14 protein-coding genes are annotated in these 17965 nt (G+C 72.9%); 4 read left to right on the forward strand and 10 right to left on the reverse strand.

Annotated features, from left to right (window positions below; all coding sequences use genetic code 11):
- Positions 1 to 297: 297 nt before the first annotated feature.
- The 4 genes from ACQP2P_RS08940 to ACQP2P_RS08955 all read right to left on the reverse strand — a co-directional run bounded on the left by ACQP2P_RS08940 (position 298) and on the right by ACQP2P_RS08955 (position 3116).
- Positions 298 to 702 carry a hypothetical protein gene (locus ACQP2P_RS08940; protein ID WP_433614589.1) on the reverse strand — a complete coding sequence of 135 codons (405 nt, stop codon included), beginning with the start codon at positions 700 to 702 and terminating at the stop codon, positions 298 to 300.
- Positions 684 to 1508, reverse strand: a complete 825-nt coding sequence (locus ACQP2P_RS08945) for a DUF692 domain-containing protein (protein WP_433614591.1) — start codon at positions 1506 to 1508, stop codon at positions 684 to 686. The genes ACQP2P_RS08940 and ACQP2P_RS08945 overlap by 19 nt, the downstream gene beginning before the upstream one ends.
- Positions 1505 to 2461, reverse strand: coding sequence for a TIGR04222 domain-containing membrane protein (locus ACQP2P_RS08950; RefSeq protein ID WP_433614593.1), 957 nt, complete (start codon positions 2459 to 2461; stop codon positions 1505 to 1507). The genes ACQP2P_RS08945 and ACQP2P_RS08950 overlap by 4 nt, the downstream gene beginning before the upstream one ends.
- 82 nt (positions 2462 to 2543) lie before the next feature.
- Positions 2544 to 3116 (reverse strand): TetR/AcrR family transcriptional regulator, encoded by a 573-nt coding sequence (locus ACQP2P_RS08955; RefSeq protein WP_433084963.1) that lies wholly within the window; start codon positions 3114 to 3116, stop codon positions 2544 to 2546.
- Positions 3117 to 3270: 154 nt separating this feature from the next.
- Here ACQP2P_RS08955 and ACQP2P_RS08960 point away from each other — a divergent pair, with 154 nt between their 5' ends.
- Both ACQP2P_RS08960 and ACQP2P_RS08965 read left to right on the forward strand, forming a co-directional pair.
- On the forward strand, positions 3271 to 3918 hold the full coding sequence (locus ACQP2P_RS08960) for an HAD family hydrolase (RefSeq protein WP_350615256.1): 648 nt from the start codon (positions 3271 to 3273) through the stop codon (positions 3916 to 3918).
- Positions 3919 to 4062: 144 nt separating this feature from the next.
- Complete coding sequence (locus tag ACQP2P_RS08965; protein ID WP_433614596.1) at positions 4063 to 4968, forward strand: serine protein kinase RIO; 906 nt, start codon at positions 4063 to 4065, stop codon at positions 4966 to 4968.
- Positions 4969 to 5226: 258 nt separating this feature from the next.
- On the opposite strand, the gene ACQP2P_RS08970 is transcribed toward ACQP2P_RS08965, so the two are convergent.
- Complete coding sequence (locus tag ACQP2P_RS08970) at positions 5227 to 6186, reverse strand: quinone oxidoreductase family protein (protein ID WP_433614598.1); 960 nt, start codon at positions 6184 to 6186, stop codon at positions 5227 to 5229.
- Positions 6187 to 6288: 102 nt separating this feature from the next.
- On the opposite strand from ACQP2P_RS08970, the gene ACQP2P_RS08975 reads away from it, so the two are divergent.
- Positions 6289 to 9120: an Hsp70 family protein gene (locus ACQP2P_RS08975; protein ID WP_433614599.1), complete on the forward strand. Its 2832-nt coding sequence runs from the start codon at positions 6289 to 6291 to the stop codon at positions 9118 to 9120.
- Positions 9121 to 9182: 62 nt separating this feature from the next.
- Here ACQP2P_RS08975 and ACQP2P_RS08980 read toward each other — a convergent pair whose 3' ends face one another.
- The 5 genes from ACQP2P_RS08980 to asnB form a co-directional block, all read right to left on the reverse strand.
- Positions 9183 to 11948, reverse strand: coding sequence for an aconitate hydratase (locus ACQP2P_RS08980; RefSeq protein ID WP_433614601.1), 2766 nt, complete (start codon positions 11946 to 11948; stop codon positions 9183 to 9185).
- Positions 11949 to 12280: 332 nt separating this feature from the next.
- The gene (locus tag ACQP2P_RS08985; RefSeq protein ID WP_433614603.1) at positions 12281 to 12664 is read right to left on the reverse strand and encodes a hypothetical protein; all 384 of its coding nucleotides are present in this window, start codon (positions 12662 to 12664) and stop codon (positions 12281 to 12283) included.
- 44 nt (positions 12665 to 12708) lie between these two features.
- Complete coding sequence (locus tag ACQP2P_RS08990; RefSeq protein ID WP_433614605.1) at positions 12709 to 13440, reverse strand: hypothetical protein; 732 nt, start codon at positions 13438 to 13440, stop codon at positions 12709 to 12711.
- Positions 13437 to 14360 carry a carbohydrate kinase family protein gene (locus tag ACQP2P_RS08995; RefSeq protein ID WP_433614607.1) on the reverse strand — a complete coding sequence of 308 codons (924 nt, stop codon included), beginning with the start codon at positions 14358 to 14360 and terminating at the stop codon, positions 13437 to 13439. Before ACQP2P_RS08995 ends, ACQP2P_RS08990 begins: the two co-directional genes overlap by 4 nt.
- Positions 14357 to 16285 carry an asparagine synthase (glutamine-hydrolyzing) gene (gene asnB / locus ACQP2P_RS09000; protein WP_433614609.1) on the reverse strand — a complete coding sequence of 643 codons (1929 nt, stop codon included), beginning with the start codon at positions 16283 to 16285 and terminating at the stop codon, positions 14357 to 14359. Before asnB ends, ACQP2P_RS08995 begins: the two co-directional genes overlap by 4 nt.
- Before the next feature lie 62 nt (positions 16286 to 16347).
- Between asnB and ACQP2P_RS09005 the strand changes: the two genes are divergently transcribed.
- Positions 16348 to 17790, forward strand: coding sequence for an aminopeptidase P family protein (locus ACQP2P_RS09005; protein ID WP_433614610.1), 1443 nt, complete (start codon positions 16348 to 16350; stop codon positions 17788 to 17790).
- The last annotated feature ends 175 nt before the right edge of the window (positions 17791 to 17965 follow it).

The following is a 17965-nucleotide window of genomic DNA, read 5'->3' on the forward strand; positions in this document are numbered from 1 at the left end:
TGTCTCCGTCCCCGCTGCGGCGCCGCCGGCTGGGGGTGGTGGCGGCCGTTTCCGGTGACATGAGGACGGGCTGGTTGTTCCTGATACAAGGTGGGGCAGATCGTTCGGATCCTGTCGTTCGCGTCCGGCCGATCTGTCCCGGTCGGCGGGTGGCAGGGCGTTGAGCTTCGGATTCCGTCGTGCTGGGATCTTCGCTCGGGAGCTGTCGTTCGGGTTCGTACTGTCCGGAATCGGCCACCGCCGGCGCTCGCGACGCTCCCGCCGCCGATCGGGACGACGCCTGGCCGGCGGGGAGGCTCAGCGGTTGCGCAGGCGGGACCACAGGCCGGCGCGACGGCGGGGGACCGGGGCCGACTCGCCGTCGTAGGTGAAGGCGCTCTCGCGCTGCGCCAGCTCCTCCCGCGCCAGCTCCGGCAGGGCCGGGCCCATCGCGCGCGCGAAGTCCCAGCCGTCGCGCAGGGAGCCGTTCGGCGGCCGCCCCTGCGCCCACGCGGCGAACGTCGCCGGCCAGGACCGGCCGTACGACGCGGCCAGCATCGGCCACGTCCGGGCCACCTCGCCGGCCCGTTTGCGCCGCAGCGCCACCCGCGTGGCCTGGACCGCCGGCCCGTCGAAGCCCGGCGGCAGCTCGCCGCCCGCCACCAGGGACGCGACGAGCGCCGCCTGCTGTGCGGCGAGGCCGCTCAGGTGATCGCCGGCCATCCGGCCGCCTCCGCGATGGCGTCGAGCTCGGCCGTGAGCGTCGCGGCGGGGGGATAGTCGCCGTCGCGTTCGAGCATGAGGGCGGGCGGGGTCGTCCGGGCGCAGAGGTCCTTCACCAGGGTCAGGACCTCGGCGGGGATCGCGTCGGTGTGGGTGTCGTGGTAGTAGCCGCCGTGTTCCATGCCGCCGGCGACGTGGACGTACGCGATCCGATCGAGGGGCAGCGCGTCGAGCAGGGCCGTGGGGGACTCGCGGCGGTTGCGGGCGTTGGCGTACACGTTGGCGATGTCGAGCAGGAGCGCGCACCCGGTGCGGTCGAGGATCTCGGTCAGGAACTGGGCCTCGGTGAGCTCCGCGTCCGGCCAGTCGAAGAGGGCGGCGATCGGTTCCAGGGCCAGCGGTACGCCGCCGAGCGCGGACCGGGCCCGCCGGACGTTGGCGACGATCGCGTCGACCGCCTCGCGGGTGCGCGGGACCGGCAGGAGGTGCCCGGCCTCCAGGCCGCCGGCGCGGACGAACGCGATGTGCTCGCTGACCATCGGCGCGTCGAGGAGCCGGGCGCACTCGTAGAGGTGGGCGGCGCGCTCGTCGGCGATCGGCTCCGCCCCGCCGAGGGACAGCTTGACGCCGTGCGGGATCACGGTGACCCCCCGCCCGACGAGCTCGGCGAGCGCGTCGGGCAGGGGTGCGTGGGTGTGGATCGACTCAGCGACGACCTCGGCGAAGCGCAGGCCGGGCAGGCCGGCCACATACCCGGAGATCTCGGGGCGCCAGCCGATGCCGACGCCGTATGCGGGACCGGTCATCCGCCGCATCCTCCGCCGCCACCGCAGCCGCCGCCACCCCCGCCACCGCCGCAGCTGGACCCGCTGGAGCAGCTGGAGCTGCTGCTCGAGCAGGAGGTGCCGGAGGACGAGGAGCCGCTGGGGCTGGAGAAGTAGCCGCTGCTGGTCAGCGCGATGTGGCGCTGGAGCTCGGCCCCGGCCGCGAACGCCGGGTCGGCGAGGTAGAACGCGCCGACGCCGAAGAGGCCGACGCTCAGGGCCGCGGCCTGCGGGCCGTAGGTGGTCCAGGACGGATTCTGGCTCGGGGCGAGGTGGCGTACCGCGGCGCGCATCCGGTTGAGCTGCTTCTTGCCCGCGGCGGAGACCCGCGGCGCCGACGCCAGCAGGAACGCGATCACGGTGACCGGGATCATGAGCAGGATGAGGTTCGTGACCGGCCGGTCGTTGCTGATGCCGGCGAAGACCCGGACGATGCCGAGCGCGACGACGGCGAAGACCACCAGGGCGCCCATGGACACGGCGCGGCGGGCCTGGGCGTCGAGGATCCAGCCGTCCCGGGCCAGCTCGGCCTCGGTGCGGTCGAGCACAGCGCGCACGCTCGCGTGGGTGAGCACGCCGGTGGTGGAGATGCCGTCGCGGGTGACGGCGTGGACGGCGCGGTCGAGCTCGGAGGCGCCGGTCGGCGGGGGAGCGGTCTGGCGGAGGTATCCGCGCTTGTCGCTCTCGATGCTGCCGGCGGCGCGCAGGGCGGCGAGGGAGCTGTAGACGGCGAGGCGGCGATCCCCGTTGATCAGCGCGGCCTGGGTCGGGGTGAGGTCGCGGGCGTGGCGCAACGACGGGCCGCCCGTGATCGAGCGGCGGTGGATGAGCACGCCGACGATCGCAACGGCGGCGAGGCCGAAGTACAGCCACAGGAACTGCGGGCCCGGGATGCCCCAGGTGTCACCCGGCCCCGCCACGATCGATGTCGTCATGCGCTCAGTGTGGGTGTCGATGTCGAGCGGGGCACCTCGCCGGTCGGACACTTGAGGAAACCTTGTGGCCGACAGCCACCGGTCAGTTACGCCGAACGGCCGCCTCGACCAGGTTGAGCACGGCCTCCAGGTCGGCGACCGGGCGGCCGGTGGCCAGGTGCAGGACGAGCCCGTCGTAGGCGAGCTCGAGGAACTGGGCGAGGATGCCGATGGGCACGTCGTCGCGCAGGACGCCGGCCTCGAGCTGGCGCTGGAGGCGTTCGCGGGTGGCGGCGGCCACGGCCTCGGAGCGGGCCGCCCAGCGCTTGGCGAACTCGGGGTCGGTGCGCAGCCGCCGTGACACCTCGAGCTGGCTGCCGAGCCACCCGCCGGTGTCGGAGGCGTCGGCCGAGGCCAGCAGGTCGCGCATCACCTGGACCAGGCCGTGTTCGGCGACCGTCGCTACCATGGTGGCGGCGTCGTCCTCGGCGACGGCCAGGAAGAGCGAGTCCTTGTCGCGGAAGTGGTGGAAGATCGCGCCGCGGGACAGGCCGATCTCCTCCTCGAGCCGCCGCACGGTCGCGCCCTCGTAGCCGTGGCGGGCGAAGCACGTCCGCGCGCCGGTGAGGATCTCCTTCCGGCGCGCGTCGAGCTGGTCCTGGCTCACCCGGGGCACCTGTCGATTATGCAAGCCGTACATACGGTTTGCGAACAGGGTCGTTTCGCCAGTGTTTCTTCCCGCCGTTTGGCCCGGGTTTGCGGGGATTTCCCGAGCCCAGCGCGAACATGAGGATCTGTTCGATATGGGGCTCGTCACGTACCCTGCCCGCGTGCCCCTGTTGTTGCTCAGCCTGGACGACACCCTGCTGGACAGGGCTGGGGCGTTCCGCGCGTGGGCGAGCGGCTTCCTCGCGGAGATCGGCGCGCCCGAATACGACCTCGAGTGGCTGCTCTCGGTGGACGCGGACGGGATGGGCTCGGCGTGGGACGTGGCCGAGGGGCTGCGCGAACGCTACGGGCTGCGGTACAGCGCGCTCGACCTCGTCGAGGAGATCCGCCAGGCGATCATGGACCGGATCCGGCTCGACCCGCTGACGGCGTGCGCCCTCGCGATCGCCGAGGACTCCGGCTGGGTGCCGGTGGTCGTGACCAACGGCGAGTCCCGCCAGCAGGAGGAGAAGCTGCGCAAGACCGGCCTGGACCGGTACCTCGCCGACTGGGTCATCTCCGAGGAGGCGGGCGTGCGCAAGCCGAACCCGCGCATCTTCGCCATCGCGGCCGAGCGGGCCCGGATGCGCCTGTCGGGCGCGTGGATGATCGGCGACAGCCCCGAGGCCGACATCGGCGGGGCGGACGCGGCCGGGATGCGCAGCGTCTGGCTGCACCGCGGGCGGGAGTGGATCGAGCGGCGCTACGCGCCGACCCGGTCGGCCGACGGCGTGATCGCCGCGATCGCCGAGGTCATGGCCTCCCGCTGAACAATTCGGTTGCGCCCGATCCGGGTGTACCGCAGGCTGTCCCCGACTTCGAGACGGAAGGGGGTTGATTCGCATGGCTGCCGTCATGGCGCGTTTTCGCATGCCCGACAACCCGTTGACCCTTCCGACTCAGGAGCACTCGCGTTGCGCGACCATGACTTCGCATCACCACGCCGTCGCCGTTTCGACGACGACGACCCGACTTTCCTGAAGCGCCTCTCCCACGACTTCGACACGGCGTGGGAGACGTCGGACGATCCGTCCGGCGACGAGGCGCAGTACACGACCTGGGACGCCCCCGGCGTGCTGCACGGCCCCGAGCCCCGCCCCGAGTGGGTGGTGACGTCGCTCGCCGCCCGGGACACCGAGCTCGGCGTGCTCAAGACGGGCAAGGAGGCCGACGTCCATCTCGTCGAGCGGGCCGTGCCCGGCTCGGAGACCGCCGGCGCCCGGGCGCTGCTGGCGGCCAAGCGCTACCGGTCCGCGGAGCACCGCATGTTCCACCGCGACGCCGGCTACCTCGAGGGCCGCCGCGTCCGCGAGTCCCGCGTCACCCGCGCGATGGCGGGCCGCACCGCCTTCGGGCGGGAGGCGATCGCCGGGCAGTGGGCGGCCGCGGAGTTCGCGGCGCTCGGGCGGCTCTGGGCGCTGGGGGTCAGCGTGCCGTACCCGGTGCAGCTGCTCGGCACCGAGCTCATGCTCGAGTTCGTCGGGGCTGCGGACGGTACCGCCGCACCCAGGCTCGCCCAGACCCGCCCCTCCCGGGCGGAGCTGGCGTCGCTGTGGGAGCAGCTCGCCGACGCGCTGCGGGTGCTGGCCCGGGCCGGCCTGGCCCACGGCGACCTGTCCCCGTACAACCTGCTCGTCGACGGCGAGCGGCTGGTCCTCATCGACCTGCCGCAGATCGTCGACGTGGTCGCCAACCCGAACGGGGCCGAGTTCCTGGCCCGCGACGTGACCAACGTGGCGCGCTGGTTCACGGGCAAGGGCCTCGCCGTCGAGCCGGAGCCGCTCGTCGGCGAGCTGCTGTACGACGCCGGCGTGCGCTGAGCGGCGCGGAGAAGACCGCGGCTCGCCCGGATTCGTGACCGGGCGAGCCGCGGTGTGCGCGGACCTCGGCGGGGAGGGTGGTCCGCCGGACCGCGGTTCGAGGGGCCTCGGCCCAGGTGGACCGCCGCGCCGGCGCGCCCGGCCTCAGCCTGCTCGCGCCGCCGGACGGCGCCCCGGCCGGGAACCCTCCTGAACCATTGCAGGTGTACTGTCACGCCGCGGCGCGAATGCCGCCAGGCTCCCGCGGTGAGACCATGATCACGGAACAATGAGCAGCTTTCCGGTGGACTCGCGGCCCTCCAGGGCCGCATATGCGTCCGCCACCGCGTCCAGCGGATACCGCCCCGTGACGGCGGGGTCGACAACGCCCTCGGCCACCCAGCCGAACAGCGTTTCCGCGCGTTCGAGCAATTCCGTGCGGGACGCGATGAAATGCCCGAGGGTCGGCCGGGTCAGGAAATACGAACCGGCCATCAGGCGCAGCGGGTCGAACGGCGCCACCTTGCCGCTCGCCGCGCCGAACAGCACCAGGGTCCCCCGCGGGCGCAGGGCCTCGAGACTGGCGTCGAACGTGTCCGCGCCGACGCCGTCGTACACCGCGTCGGCGCCCGCGCCCCCGGTGACCTCGCGCACGGCGTCCAGCGCCTCGGCGTAGGGCACGGCGCGCACGGCGCCCGCGGCCAGGGCCAGCTCCCGCTTCCCGGGCGTGGACGCGGTCGCGACGACCCGGCCGCCGAGGTGCGTGACGATCCGGGTCAGCAGCAGCCCCATCCCGCCGGCGGCGGCGTGCACGAGCACCACGCGGCCGGGCCGGACCGCGAACGAGTCGTGGGTGAGGTAGTGCGCGGTGAGGCCCTGCAGCAGGACCGCGGCCGCCTGCTCGGTGGTGACCTCGCCGGGCACCGGGACGAGCCGGTCGGCGGGCACGAGCGCCTGCTCGGCGTGGCTGCCGCGGACGCCGGCCCAGGCCACCCGGTCGCCGGGGGCGAGGCCGCGCACGTCGTCGCCGAAGGAGAGCACGGTCCCGGCCCCCTCGCTGCCCAGCACCGCCGGGAGCGGGACCTGATAGGTGCCGTCGCGCTGGTACACGTCGACGTAGTTGACGCCGCTGGCCTCCACGAGCACCAGCACCTCGCCGGGGCCGGGCTTCGGGTCGGGCCGCTCCTGGACGTGCAGGACCGAACGGTCGCCGTACTCGCCGAACACCACCGCGCGCATGGGGTTGCCTCCTCGATTGTCAGGTTCTTGTCTACCGCAAACCGTCGATCGGAATTGTCGTACCCCTGCCGTAGCATCCCGGAGGTCATTGGAGGTGAGCGCGTGGGCCCGACCCCGACCCATCGTCTCGCGATCGACCTGGGCACCTGCCACACCGTCGCCGTCGTGCGCCGCGGCGACGAGGCTCCCCGGGCGCTGCTGTTCGACGGCTCGCCCGTCATGCCGTCCGGCATCTACGCCGACGAGCAGGGCCGGCTCAGCGTCGGCCGGGACGCGGAGCGGCTCTCCCAGCTGGCCCCGGAGCGGTTCGAGCCCTACCCGAAGCGCAGCGTCGACGAGGGCTCGGTCCTGCTCGGCGCGGCCGAGGTCACGGTCGTGGAGATGCTCGCCTCGCTGCTGCGCCGGGCCGCGGAGGAGTCGCTGCAGGCCGGGGTGAACCCGGTCGGTTCGACGGTGCTCACCTGCCCGGCCGACTGGGGCGGCCAGCGCCGCGGCGTGCTGCTGGAGGCGGCCCGGGCGGCCAGCCTCGGCCCGGTGGTCCTCGTCGACGAGCCGATCGCCGCCGCCACCTACTGCCTGAGCGTCCTGGGCCAGCAGGTCGCCCCGCTGCAGAGCCTGGCGGTGTTCGACTTCGGCGGCGGCACGCTGGACGTGTCGGTGGTGCGCCGCGAGTTCGACGGGCTGCGGGTCCTCGGCGTCGGCGGCCTCGACGACCTCGGCGGCGTCGACATCGACGCGGCCCTCGTCGGCCACCTCGGCCAGCTCATCAGCCTGCGCCACCCGCAGCTGTGGCAGCGGCTGTCCAACCCCGACTCGACCGCGGCCAAGCGCGACCGCCGCGAGTTCTGGAGCGAGGTCCGCGCGGCCAAGGAGATGCTGTCCCGGGCCGCCTCCGCGCCCGTGCACCTGCCCGGCACCGACGAGGCCGTCCACCTGACCCGCGAGGAGCTGGAGCGGGTCGCCGGCCCGCTCATCGACCGGGCCGTGGACGAGACCCGCCGGGTGCTGGAGCGGGCCGGCGTCGACGCGCGCCAGCTCGCCGGGATCTTCCTCGTCGGCGGGTCCAGCCGGATCCCGCTCGTGGCCAGCCGCCTGCACGCCCGCTTCGGGGTGGCGCCGGTCGTGCCCGAGCAGCCGGAGCTCCCGGTGGCCTACGGCGGCATCCTGGCCGTCGGCGCCGCGGGCCCGCAGCAGGCGCCGGGACCCCAGCAGGCCCCCGCCCCCCGGCCGGTCTCCCCGACGCCGCCCACGGGTTTCCCGGTGTCGGGCGTGCCCGGGTCCCCGCCGGGCAACCCGGCGTATCCGGTCTCGGCGGCGTTCCCCGCCGCCCCGGCGTCCCCCGCGGCGCCCATGCCGCCTCGGATGGGCCCGCAGCAGGCCGGCCCGCCGCCGATGGCGCCACCGCCTCCCGCCTACGGGGTGGGCGTCCCGGTCGTGCAGCCGCGCAAGCGCCGCAGCCGCGCGCCCTGGATCGCGTTCGTGGTGGTCCTCGCGATCGTCGGCGGCTGCGTCTACGGCGGCAACCGGCTGTTCACCTGGATGGGCGAGCAGTTCGAGTCGGCCAGGAACGGCTTCCCCGGCTTCGACACCGGCGCCGACGGGCCGGGGCAGGTCGACGGGCTCAAGGCCGGCGAGGTGATCCAGCTCAGCTCCGACGGCGCGATCGCCGCCACGGCCGGCAACGGCACCGTCTTCACCGCGCAGGTCAACGCGGGCGCGACGGTCGTCTCCGGCTACGAGACCACCGGCAAGCAGACCTGGACCGTGCAGCTGCAGGCCGAGCCGGCCGAGCTCGCCCTGAAGGTCGTGGGCAACCTGCTCATCGTCGACGGCAAGGACGACGCCAGGCTCGGCGGCGACGGCAAGCAGGAGTCGCGCTCGGTCATCGACCTGGCCACGCACGGCTTGCTGTGGACGAAGCCCTGGAACGACCGGATCGACCTCGTCTACCTGGGCACCGACGCCGTGGTGGAGCACAACGACTGGAACAAGCCGACCCTCGACCGGATCAACCTCGCCGACGGCTCGGCGAAGTGGTCGGCCGGCGTCGACCAGAACAGCCACCGCATCACCGGCCGCGGCGCCAAGCCGGCGCAGACCTGGCCGACCTCCGACACCCAGGCCACGACCATCGTGCCGACCTACGGGCTGACGTTCTCCAGCCTGTGGCCGTTCCAGGAGTCGCTGAGCGCCGGCGCCTCCGCGGTGCAGCTGCTCAGCGACACCAAGGCCGCGACCATCGACCTCAACACGGGCAAGCAGACGGCGTCCGGCGCCTACAAGAAGAACTTCTCCTCGAACTCGTGGATCGTCTACAACGACCTGGCGATGTTCAAGGGCGAGGCCGACGGCAACGTGGTGGCGTACAGCATCAGGAACTGGCAGCAGGCGTGGGAGTTCAGGGCGCCGTCCGGCACGAAGGTCGACAACGTGCGCCCGTGCGGCGAGAAGCTGGTCTGCGTCGCGGGCACGCAGACCTCGGGCAAGGACGTGCTCATCGCCATCGACGCCACCAACGGCCAGGCCAAGTGGACCAAGCAGTCGATCCGTGACCGCAGCGGCACCATCCCGGGCACCGAGGACCCCATCTGGGTCGTGATGGACGGCAAGCTCGTCGGCGGCCACGGCGTGTTCGACACGGTCGGCGACGCGGCCGTGCTCGACCCGGCGACCGGCAACGACCAGGTCGTGCTGGGCCAGGGGCTGGCGAGCCAGGACGCCTACGCCGGCTACGGCAACAAGCTCGTCATCGAGAGCGTCGTGCCGGGCAAGGGCACGTGGAACGCCTACGTCTACGGCCTCGACGGCAAGCCGATCGGCTCGGCGGGCGTGCCGACGCTGCTGCAGGACGTGTCGCTGAGCAACGACTCGCTGGTGCTCCTGGACAAGGACAAGGCGAAGGTGTACCGCTTCCAGATCCCCGCGGGCAAGTAGGCCGGACGGCAAACGGCGCCCGTCCACAGTGGACGGGCGCCGTCGCGTGTCCGGCTACCGGGTCAGGCGGCGATCATCTTGCGCAGCACGTACTGCAGGATGCCGCCGTGGCGGTAGTAGTCCGCCTCGCCGGGGGTGTCGATGCGCACCACCGCGTCGAACTCGACGCCGCTGTCGGTGCTCACCCGCACCGTGCGCGGGGTGCTGCCGTCGTTGAGCTGCTCGACGCCGGTGACGGTGAACGTCTCGGTGCCGGACAGACCCAGCGAGTCGGCGTTCTCGCCCTGCGGGAACTGCAGCGGCAGCACGCCCATGCCGATGAGGTTCGAGCGGTGGATGCGCTCGTACGACTCGGCGATGACGGCGCGCACGCCCAGCAGCGCGGTGCCCTTGGCGGCCCAGTCGCGCGAGGAGCCGGAGCCGTACTCCTTGCCGGCCAGGATCACCAGCGGCACCCCGGCCTCGGCGTAGGCGACGGAGGCGTCGTAGATCGTGGTCTGCTCGCCGGTGAGGTGGTTGACGGTCACGCCGCCCTCGGTGCCCGGCGCGAGCTGGTTGCGCAGCCGGATGTTGGCGAACGTCCCGCGGATCATCACCTCGTGGTTGCCGCGGCGCGACCCGTACGAGTTGAAGTCCTTGCGCTCCACCCCGTGCTCGGCGAGGTACTTGCCGGCGGGCGAGTCGGCCTTGATGGAGCCGGCCGGCGAGATGTGGTCGGTGGTGACCGAGTCGCCGAGCTTGGCCAGCACCCGGGCGCCGGCGATGTCGCTGACGGGCGAGGGCTCGGTGGCCATGCCCTCGAAGTACGGGGGCTTGCGCACGTACGTCGAGTCGCCCGCCCAGTCGAACGTGTCGCCGGTCGGCGTGGGCAGCGACCGCCACTGCTCGTCGCCGGCGAACACGTCGGCGTAGCGGGTGGAGAACAGGTCCGCGCCGATCGCCGCGGCGATGGTGTCCTCGATCTCCTTCGGGCTCGGCCAGATGTCACGCAGGTAGACCGGCTGCCCGTCCGAGCCGGTGCCCAGCGGGTCGCTGGTCAGGTCGATGTCCATCGTGCCCGCGAGCGCGTAGGCGACCACCAGCGGCGGCGAGGCCAGGTAGTTCATCTTCACGTCCGGGTTGATCCGGCCCTCGAAGTTGCGGTTGCCCGACAGCACCGACACGACGGTGAGGTCGTGCTCGTTGACCGCGGCGCTGATCGGCTCCGGCAGCGGGCCGGAGTTGCCGATGCAGGTGGTGCAGCCGTAGCCGACCAGGTTGAAGCCGAGCTTGTCCAGGTAGGGCGTGAGGCCGGAGCGCTCGTAGTAGTCCGTGACCACCTTCGAGCCCGGGGCCAGGGTCGTCTTCACCCACGGCTTGCGGGACAGGCCCTTCTCCACCGCGTTGCGGGCCAGCAGCGCCGCGCCGATCATGACCTGCGGGTTCGACGTGTTCGTGCAGGACGTGATGGCGGCGATGACGACGGCGCCGTGGTCGAGCTCGTAGTCCTCGACCCGCACCGGCTTCGACGTGCGGCCGTCGGCGCCCGAGGCGGCCGAGACCAGGTCGTGCGGGCGGTCACCGTTGGCGCTGACGCTGTTGGCGGGGGCGTCGCTGGCCGGGAACGACTCGGCGCTGGCCTCGTCGGCCGGGCCCTCGACGCCGTCGCCGACGTAGTGGTCGAGCACCGAGCGGAACATCGGCTTGGCGCTGGACAGCGGCACCCGGTCCTGCGGGCGCTTCGGGCCGGCCAGCGACGGCTCGATGGTGCTCAGGTCGAGCTCGAGGCGCTCGGAGTAGTCCGGCTCGGCGGCCGGGTCGTGCCAGAGGCCCTGCTCCTTGGCGTAGGCCTCGACGAGCGCGACCTGGGCCTCGTCGCGGCCGGTCAGCTTCAGGTACTTGATGGTCTCGTCGTCGATCGGGAAGATCGCCACCGTCGAGCCGTACTCGGGGCTCATGTTGCCGATCGTGGCCCGGTTGGCCAGCGGCACCGCGCTCACGCCGGGGCCGTAGAACTCGACGAACTTGCCGACCACGCCGTGCTTGCGCAGCATCTCGGTGATGACCAGCACCAGGTCGGTGGCGGTGGTGCCCTCCGGCAGCTCACCGGAGAGCTTGAAGCCCACGACCCGCGGGATGAGCATCGACACCGGCTGGCCGAGCATCGCGGCCTCGGCCTCGATGCCGCCGACGCCCCAGCCGAGCACGCCGAGGCCGTTGACCATCGTGGTGTGCGAGTCGGTGCCGACCACGGTGTCCGGGTAGGCCTGGCCGCCGCGGGCCATGATGACCCGGGCCAGGTACTCGATGTTCACCTGGTGCACGATGCCGGTGCCCGGCGGGACGACCTTGAACTCGTTGAACGCGGTCTGGCCCCAGCGCAGGAACTGGTACCGCTCCTTGTTGCGCCCGTACTCCAGCTCGACGTTGCGCTCGAACGCGTCCGGCCGGCCGAACAGGTCGGCGATGACGGAGTGGTCGATGACGAGCTCGGCCGGGGCGAGCGGGTTGACCCGCTTCGGGTCGCCGCCGAGCTCGACGACGGCCTCGCGCATGGTGGCGAGGTCGACGACGCACGGCACGCCGGTGAAGTCCTGCATCAGCACGCGGGCCGGGGTGAACTGGATCTCCACGCTCGGCTCGGCCGACGCGTCCCACCCGCCCAGGGCCCGGATGTGCTCGGCGGTGATGTTCGCGCCGTCCTCGGTCCGCAGCAGGTTCTCCAGGAGGATCTTCAGGCTGTACGGCAGCCGAGCGGCCCCCTCGACCTGGCCGATCCGGTAAATCTCGTAGCTGGCGTCACCGACGCTCAGCTGGCTCTTTGCTCCGAAGGAGTCGAGGCTCGCCACGGCGTGTGCTCCTCTTCCGTCAAGTCGTCGTTCCGGTAGGCCAGTCTTCCCCAGCGCGCGCCGGGATCGTGCCGCGGGGGGTTCAGTCAAGAAAACCGTACGTCCGTCTTGTTATTCACGCAAGCGTCGTCCCAATCCGTGCCACCGCCGGCGCCTGCCCCAGCTCACGGCCAGGGCCAGGGCCAGGGCCCGCTCCAGCTCCGCGCGGTCGCCGCTCGTCGACCAGCGTCTGCACCGGCACCACCCGGCCCGGGCGGGTCGCCGGCAGCGCCAGGACGGCCCGCTGCTTCGGGTGGCCCAGCTCGATCGGGACGCGGGCGTCGGCGGGCCGCCTACAGCTCGAGGACCGCGCGGCCGTCCCCGGCGGGCAGGAAGCCGGCGTCGCGCAGGATCGCCGACAGCTCCGCCGACGGCAGCGCCTCCAGCGTCAGCGCGGACGTGGCCCGCAGGGCGTCGATGAGCGCCACCACCACCTGCACCGCCCGGTCCCGCTGCCCCGGCGGGGTCGCCACGCCGGCCAGGCGCACCGTCACCGGGTCCGGGCGCAGCGCCGCGAGCGCGGCGGGCGGGGCGGCGTCGTCGGCCGCCGGGTCGACCAGCTCCCACCACTGCACGGTCGCGTCACCCGCCAGCGCGGCGTCCCACTGCCGGGCCGTCGTGCGGGTGAGTTCCAGGCGGGCCGGCGGCACCCGGCGAACCAGCAGCAGAGCAGTCACAGCCCAAGCATCCGCCGCCGGCCTTGCAAACGCCTTGCCAACCGTCAGACGGGCACCCCCGTCAGGCGCGTGTACTCCTCTTTCGTGCCGATCGCCCCGCGGCGATCCGGGTGCTCGACGTAGTGCTCCACGACGGAGCCGAGGAAGACGGGCTCGACCGCCAGCAGCTCCAGCGGCACCAGCAGCCAGCCCGGCTCCGGGCGGCCCGGGCGGCGGATGCTCAGCGCCAGCTTCGGCGCCCGCACCGGGATCGGCAGCGGGTTGGCCGGCACCCGCACCAGATCGTCCCAGGCCAGGACCCGCCGGCCCCCGGCGCGGATGTTCAGCCCCGCCGGGCTGACCACGATCCGCGGGCCGCGCAGCAGCGGCAGGGCGGCCCCGGCGATCACCAGGAAGGCGCCCGCGTTGATGCCGAAGCGTGTCGTCGGCGACAGGCCCGGGTCGCTCTCCAGGAACACGGTGCCCAGCAGCGCCCAGCCCATCGTGAGCCGGCCCATGAGCACCGGGGAGCCCGGCACCACGAACGCGTCCCCCCGCACCCGCAGCGCCGCCGGGGGCGGGTGCAGGATCGGGCGGAACACGACGCCAAAGGCGATGAACGCGCCGCTGAGCACGACGACCGGGGCGAACAGCAGCGCCGCCGCGGCCCACATCGGGGTGTTCGCGGAGGTGACGCCGAACTCGTAGACGACGCGGAGCACGACGATCAGCAAGGCGACGCCCGCGGCTGCCGCCTTGCATGCCATCACGTACCGGCCGAACCGCCCGGGCGTCACACCGCCAAGTCTACGAACCGGGTGCGAAGGTCGGCGACCGTCGGCATGGACACGGCGCCGCCCGGCGACTCGCACACCAGGCCGGCGACGTGGACCGCGACCCGGGTGAGGGTCGCCCAGCCGCCGAGATCCACCGGCCGGCCGTGGGCGAGGATGCCCCAGCTGAGCCCGGCCATCGTCGCGTCGCCCGCGCCGGTCGCGTCGACCGGGGCGATGCGAGGGGCCGGCACCTGTACCGTCGAGGAACCCTGCGCCACCAGCGCGCCCTGCGAACCCAGGGTCACCACGACCACGTCCGCGCCGCAGGACAGCAGGCGGTCGGCGGCTTGCTCGGGCGAGTCGCCCCACAGCGCCACCGCGTCGGCCGAGCTCAGCTTCACCAGGTCGGCCGTGGCCGCGAACTCCTCCACGACCTCCGGGTTGAGCCCCACGATCGGGCGCACGTTGGGGTCGAAGACGCGCACCGGCCCCGGCACCGCCCAGGCGCGGCGGGCGGCGGCGAGCACGGGCGGGGCGAGCAGGCACATCGAGCCGCAGTACAGCAGCCGCGCCCCCGCCACCAGCGACTCGTCGACGCTGCCGGCGTCGAACAGCCCGTAGGACGGCGGCTCCCCGTAGAAGCGGAACGTCGGCTCGTGGCCCTGGAAGGTGGTGACGGCGAGCGTGGTGGCCACGTCCGCGACCGTGACGGCACCGTCCGTACCGACGCCGGATTTGTCCAGAAAGTCCAGCAGCCGGTGGCCGAACGGGTCGTCGCCGAACGAACCCAGGAAGTGCACCTCGGCGCCGAGACGGGCGATGCCGACGGCCACGTTGAACGGCGCGCCGCCGACCGCCGGCCGGTAGACCAGCTCACCGCCCGCCGTCGACTCCAGCAGGTCGATCAGCGCCTCACCGATGACCACGCCGTACCCGGTCACGGGAACACCTCCTCGTTCGCGGCCCCGGTGAACCCCGGGCGCATGGATCCGGTCACGAAGACCGCGTGCCACACACAGAAGACGAGCACCGTCCACAGCTTGCGCGCATGGTCGGCCTCCTTCTTACGATGCGCCCGCAGCAGCCCCCGCACCACGTCGAGGTCCAGCAGATCCCCGGCGCCCGACGCGTCGAGCACGCCGTGCGCCCAGTCGTACATCTCCCCGCGCAGCCACGGCCGGATCGGCACCGGAAAGCCGAGCTTCCGGCGGTGCACGATCGGCTCCGGCACCACCCCGGCCAGCGCCCGGCGCAGCGCCGCCTTCGTCTCCTGCGAGCGCGGCGGCACCTTCAGCTCGCTCGGCAGCCCCGCGGCCACCTCGAACACGGCCCGGTCCAGAAACGGCGTGCGCAGCTGCAGCGAGTGCGCCATCGTCATCCGGTCCGCCTTCACCAGAATGTCGCCCCGCAGCCACGTGTACAGGTCCACGTACTGCATCGTCGTCACGTCGTCGAGCGCCCCGGCCTCCTTGAACACCGGCGCCGTCACGTCCGTGTGCCGCACGTCCGGCTCGAAGTGGCGCAGCAGCGCGGCCTTCTCCTCGTCGGTGAAGATCCGCGCGTTGCCGTAGTAGCGCTCCTCGATCGGGGTCGTGCCCCGCTCCAGGAAACTCTTGCCCTTCACACCCTGCGGAATGACCCGCGACACCGCACGCAGCCCCCGCTGCATCGAGTCGGGCAGGTGACTCACGCTCGACAGCGACAGCGGCTCCCGGTAGATCGGATAGCCGCCGAACAGCTCGTCCGCCCCGTCACCGCCGAGCACCACCGTCACGTCCCGGGCCGCCCGCTCCGCCAGGAAGAACAACGGCACCAGGGCCGGATCCGCGACCGGGTCGTCGAGATGCCACACGATCCGCGGCAGGGCCCGCATGAAGTCACCCGCGGTGACCACCGTCGCCGTCAGCGCGACACCGAGCGCCCGCGCCGACTGCTCGGCCACGTCGATCTCCGAGAACTGCGCGCCCGGCCCCGCCGCGTCGTAACCCACGGTGAACGTCCGCAGCCCCGGATCCCGCTCGGCCGCGAGCGCGACGATCGCCGTCGAATCGATGCCGCTGGACAGGAACGCGCCGACCGGGGCATCGGCCTGCATGTGCGCGTGGACGCTCTCCCGCAGCGCCTCCCCGATGCGGCGCACCACGGCCTCCTCGTCGGCGACCGGCGCCGGGCGGAAGGTCAGCTGGCTGTACCGCCGGTTCGCCAGCGGCCCGCCCGGCGTGTAGACGAACGACTCGCCCGCCCCGAGCCGGCGCACCTCCGGATGCATCGTCGCCGGCTCCGGCACGTACTGCATCGTCAGATAGTGCTGCAGGCGCACCGTGTCGACCGCGGCCCGGTCGGCGACGAACGGCAGGAGGGCCTTCTTCTCGCTGGCGAGGTACACCCCCTGGGGCGTCTGCAGCTGAAAGAGCGGCTTGATGCCGAACGGGTCGCGGGCCCCGAACGCCCGCCGGGCCGAACCGTCCCAGATCACGAACGCGAACATGCCCCGCAGCCGGCTCACGGCACCCGGGCCCCAGTGGTGGTAGGCGGCGAGGATCACCTCGGCGTCGCCGTCGGTGCCGAACTCGGCCCGGCGCTCCTCCACCAGCTCGGCCCGCAGCTGCGCGGCGTTGTACAGCGCGCCGTCCAGCACGATCAGATACCGCCCGGCGGTCACGCCCAACGGCGGATACCTCGCCGGCTGCGCCGAACGGTGCTCGCTCACCGTCAGCTGCTCCGCGCCGAACACCACGTCGTCGTCGGCGACGATACCCTCGTCGTCGGGCCCGCGGTGCCGCAGCAGCCCCAGCGCGTCGGCGACCGCATCCCGCTGCCCCGCCGCGCCGCCCCGCGCGCTGACGAACGTGAGAAGTCCCGCCATGGCATGCATCCTCGCACGGGGTACGGTCGCAGGTGGAGCACGAATTCGCGGCGGAGGTTCACATGGCGGAAGCAGTCGGCAGTCAGTCCCACGACCCCGACTTTCCGGAGCGTTTCCGGGCGTTCATGCGCACGGGCTGGCGCGACACCACACTCGACGTCACGCCCCGCGCCGAGGCGCCCGACCACGCCAAACGCCGCGCCGAGCTCTCCGGCGCGTTCCCCGGCGAGACGCTCATCATCCCCTCCGGGATCGAGCACGTGCGCTCCAACGACACCAACTTCCGGTTCCGCCCCGGCAGCGAGCACGTGTGGCTCACCGGCGAGCACGACCCCGAGTCCGTGCTCGTGCTGCGCCCCACCGACGGCGGCCACGACGCGACCCTCTACGTCCGCCCCCGCTCGCCCCGCGACACCGACGAGTTCTTCACCGACCGCAACCACGGCGAGCTGTGGATCGGCCGCCGGCACACGCTCGCCGAGAAGGCCACCGAGCTGCAGGTGCAGACCGCGCACGTGGACGACCTCGCCGCCGTCCTCGACGACAGCGCCCCGGGCCGCACCCGCGTCCTGCGCGGCTTCGACCCGGCCGTCGACGCGGCCGTGCGCAGCACCGACCCGGCCCGCGACCAGGAACTCGCCCGGGTCCTCGGCGAACTGCGGCTCGTCAAGGACGCCTGGGAGCTCGAGCAGCTCCAGGACGCCATCGACGCGACGGTCCGTGGCTTCGAGGACGCGGCCCGCGCCCTGCCCGCCGACCGCCCCGTGAACGAGCGCCTCATCGAAGGCATCTTCGCGATGCGCGCCCGCCACGACGGCAACGACGTCGGCTACGACTCGATCGTCGGCGCCGGCGCGCACGGCACGATCCTGCACTGGACGCGCAACACGGGCCGCACCAGCGGCGGCGACCTGCTGCTCATGGACATGGGCGTGGAGAACCGCAACCTCTACACCGCCGACGTGACCCGCACCGTCCCCGTCTCCGGCACGTTCACGCCGCTGCAGCGGGAGGTGTACGACATCGTGTACCGCTCCCAGCAGGCCGGCATCGACACCATCCGCCCCGGCGTGGCCTTTGACGACGTGCACCAGGCGTGCATGCGCGTCCTCGCCGAGGGCCTGCACGCGCTGGGCGTCCTGCCGGTCAGCGTCGACGAGGCGATGGACAAGAGCGCGATCCTCTACCGCCGGTGGACCCTGCACGGCTTCGGCCACATGCTCGGCCTGGACGTCCACGACTGCGCGGCGGCGCGCAAGGAGCGCTACCGCGAGGGCACCCTGGACACCGGCTACGTCCTGACGGTCGAGCCGGGCCTGTACTTCCAGCCGGAGGACGAGCTGGTGCCGGCCGAGCTGCGGGGGATCGCGGTGCGCATCGAGGACGACGTGCTGGTCACGCCGACGGGGGCGCGCAACCTGTCGGACGGCCTGCCGCGCACCTCGTCGGACGTGGAATCCTGGCTGGCCGCCCGCCGCGCCGAGGAGTTCCGCCTGCCTCACTGAGCGTGACTCCCGGCAAGATCGATTAGGTCGGCCCGGGTAGAATAGGGAAATAAGAAGGCGCACTCCCGCCCGCTCTGCATTTACCTTTCTCCACCCCCGCCCGCACTGCTCATCGCTTTCTTGCTCTGTTTTGCACTCCGCTGCCGTTCGCTGGTCATCGCTTCGCCGTGTTGCT

It is taken from the genome of Dactylosporangium sp. CA-139114, assembly GCF_050955725.1.
Classification (GTDB): domain Bacteria; phylum Actinomycetota; class Actinomycetes; order Mycobacteriales; family Micromonosporaceae; genus Dactylosporangium.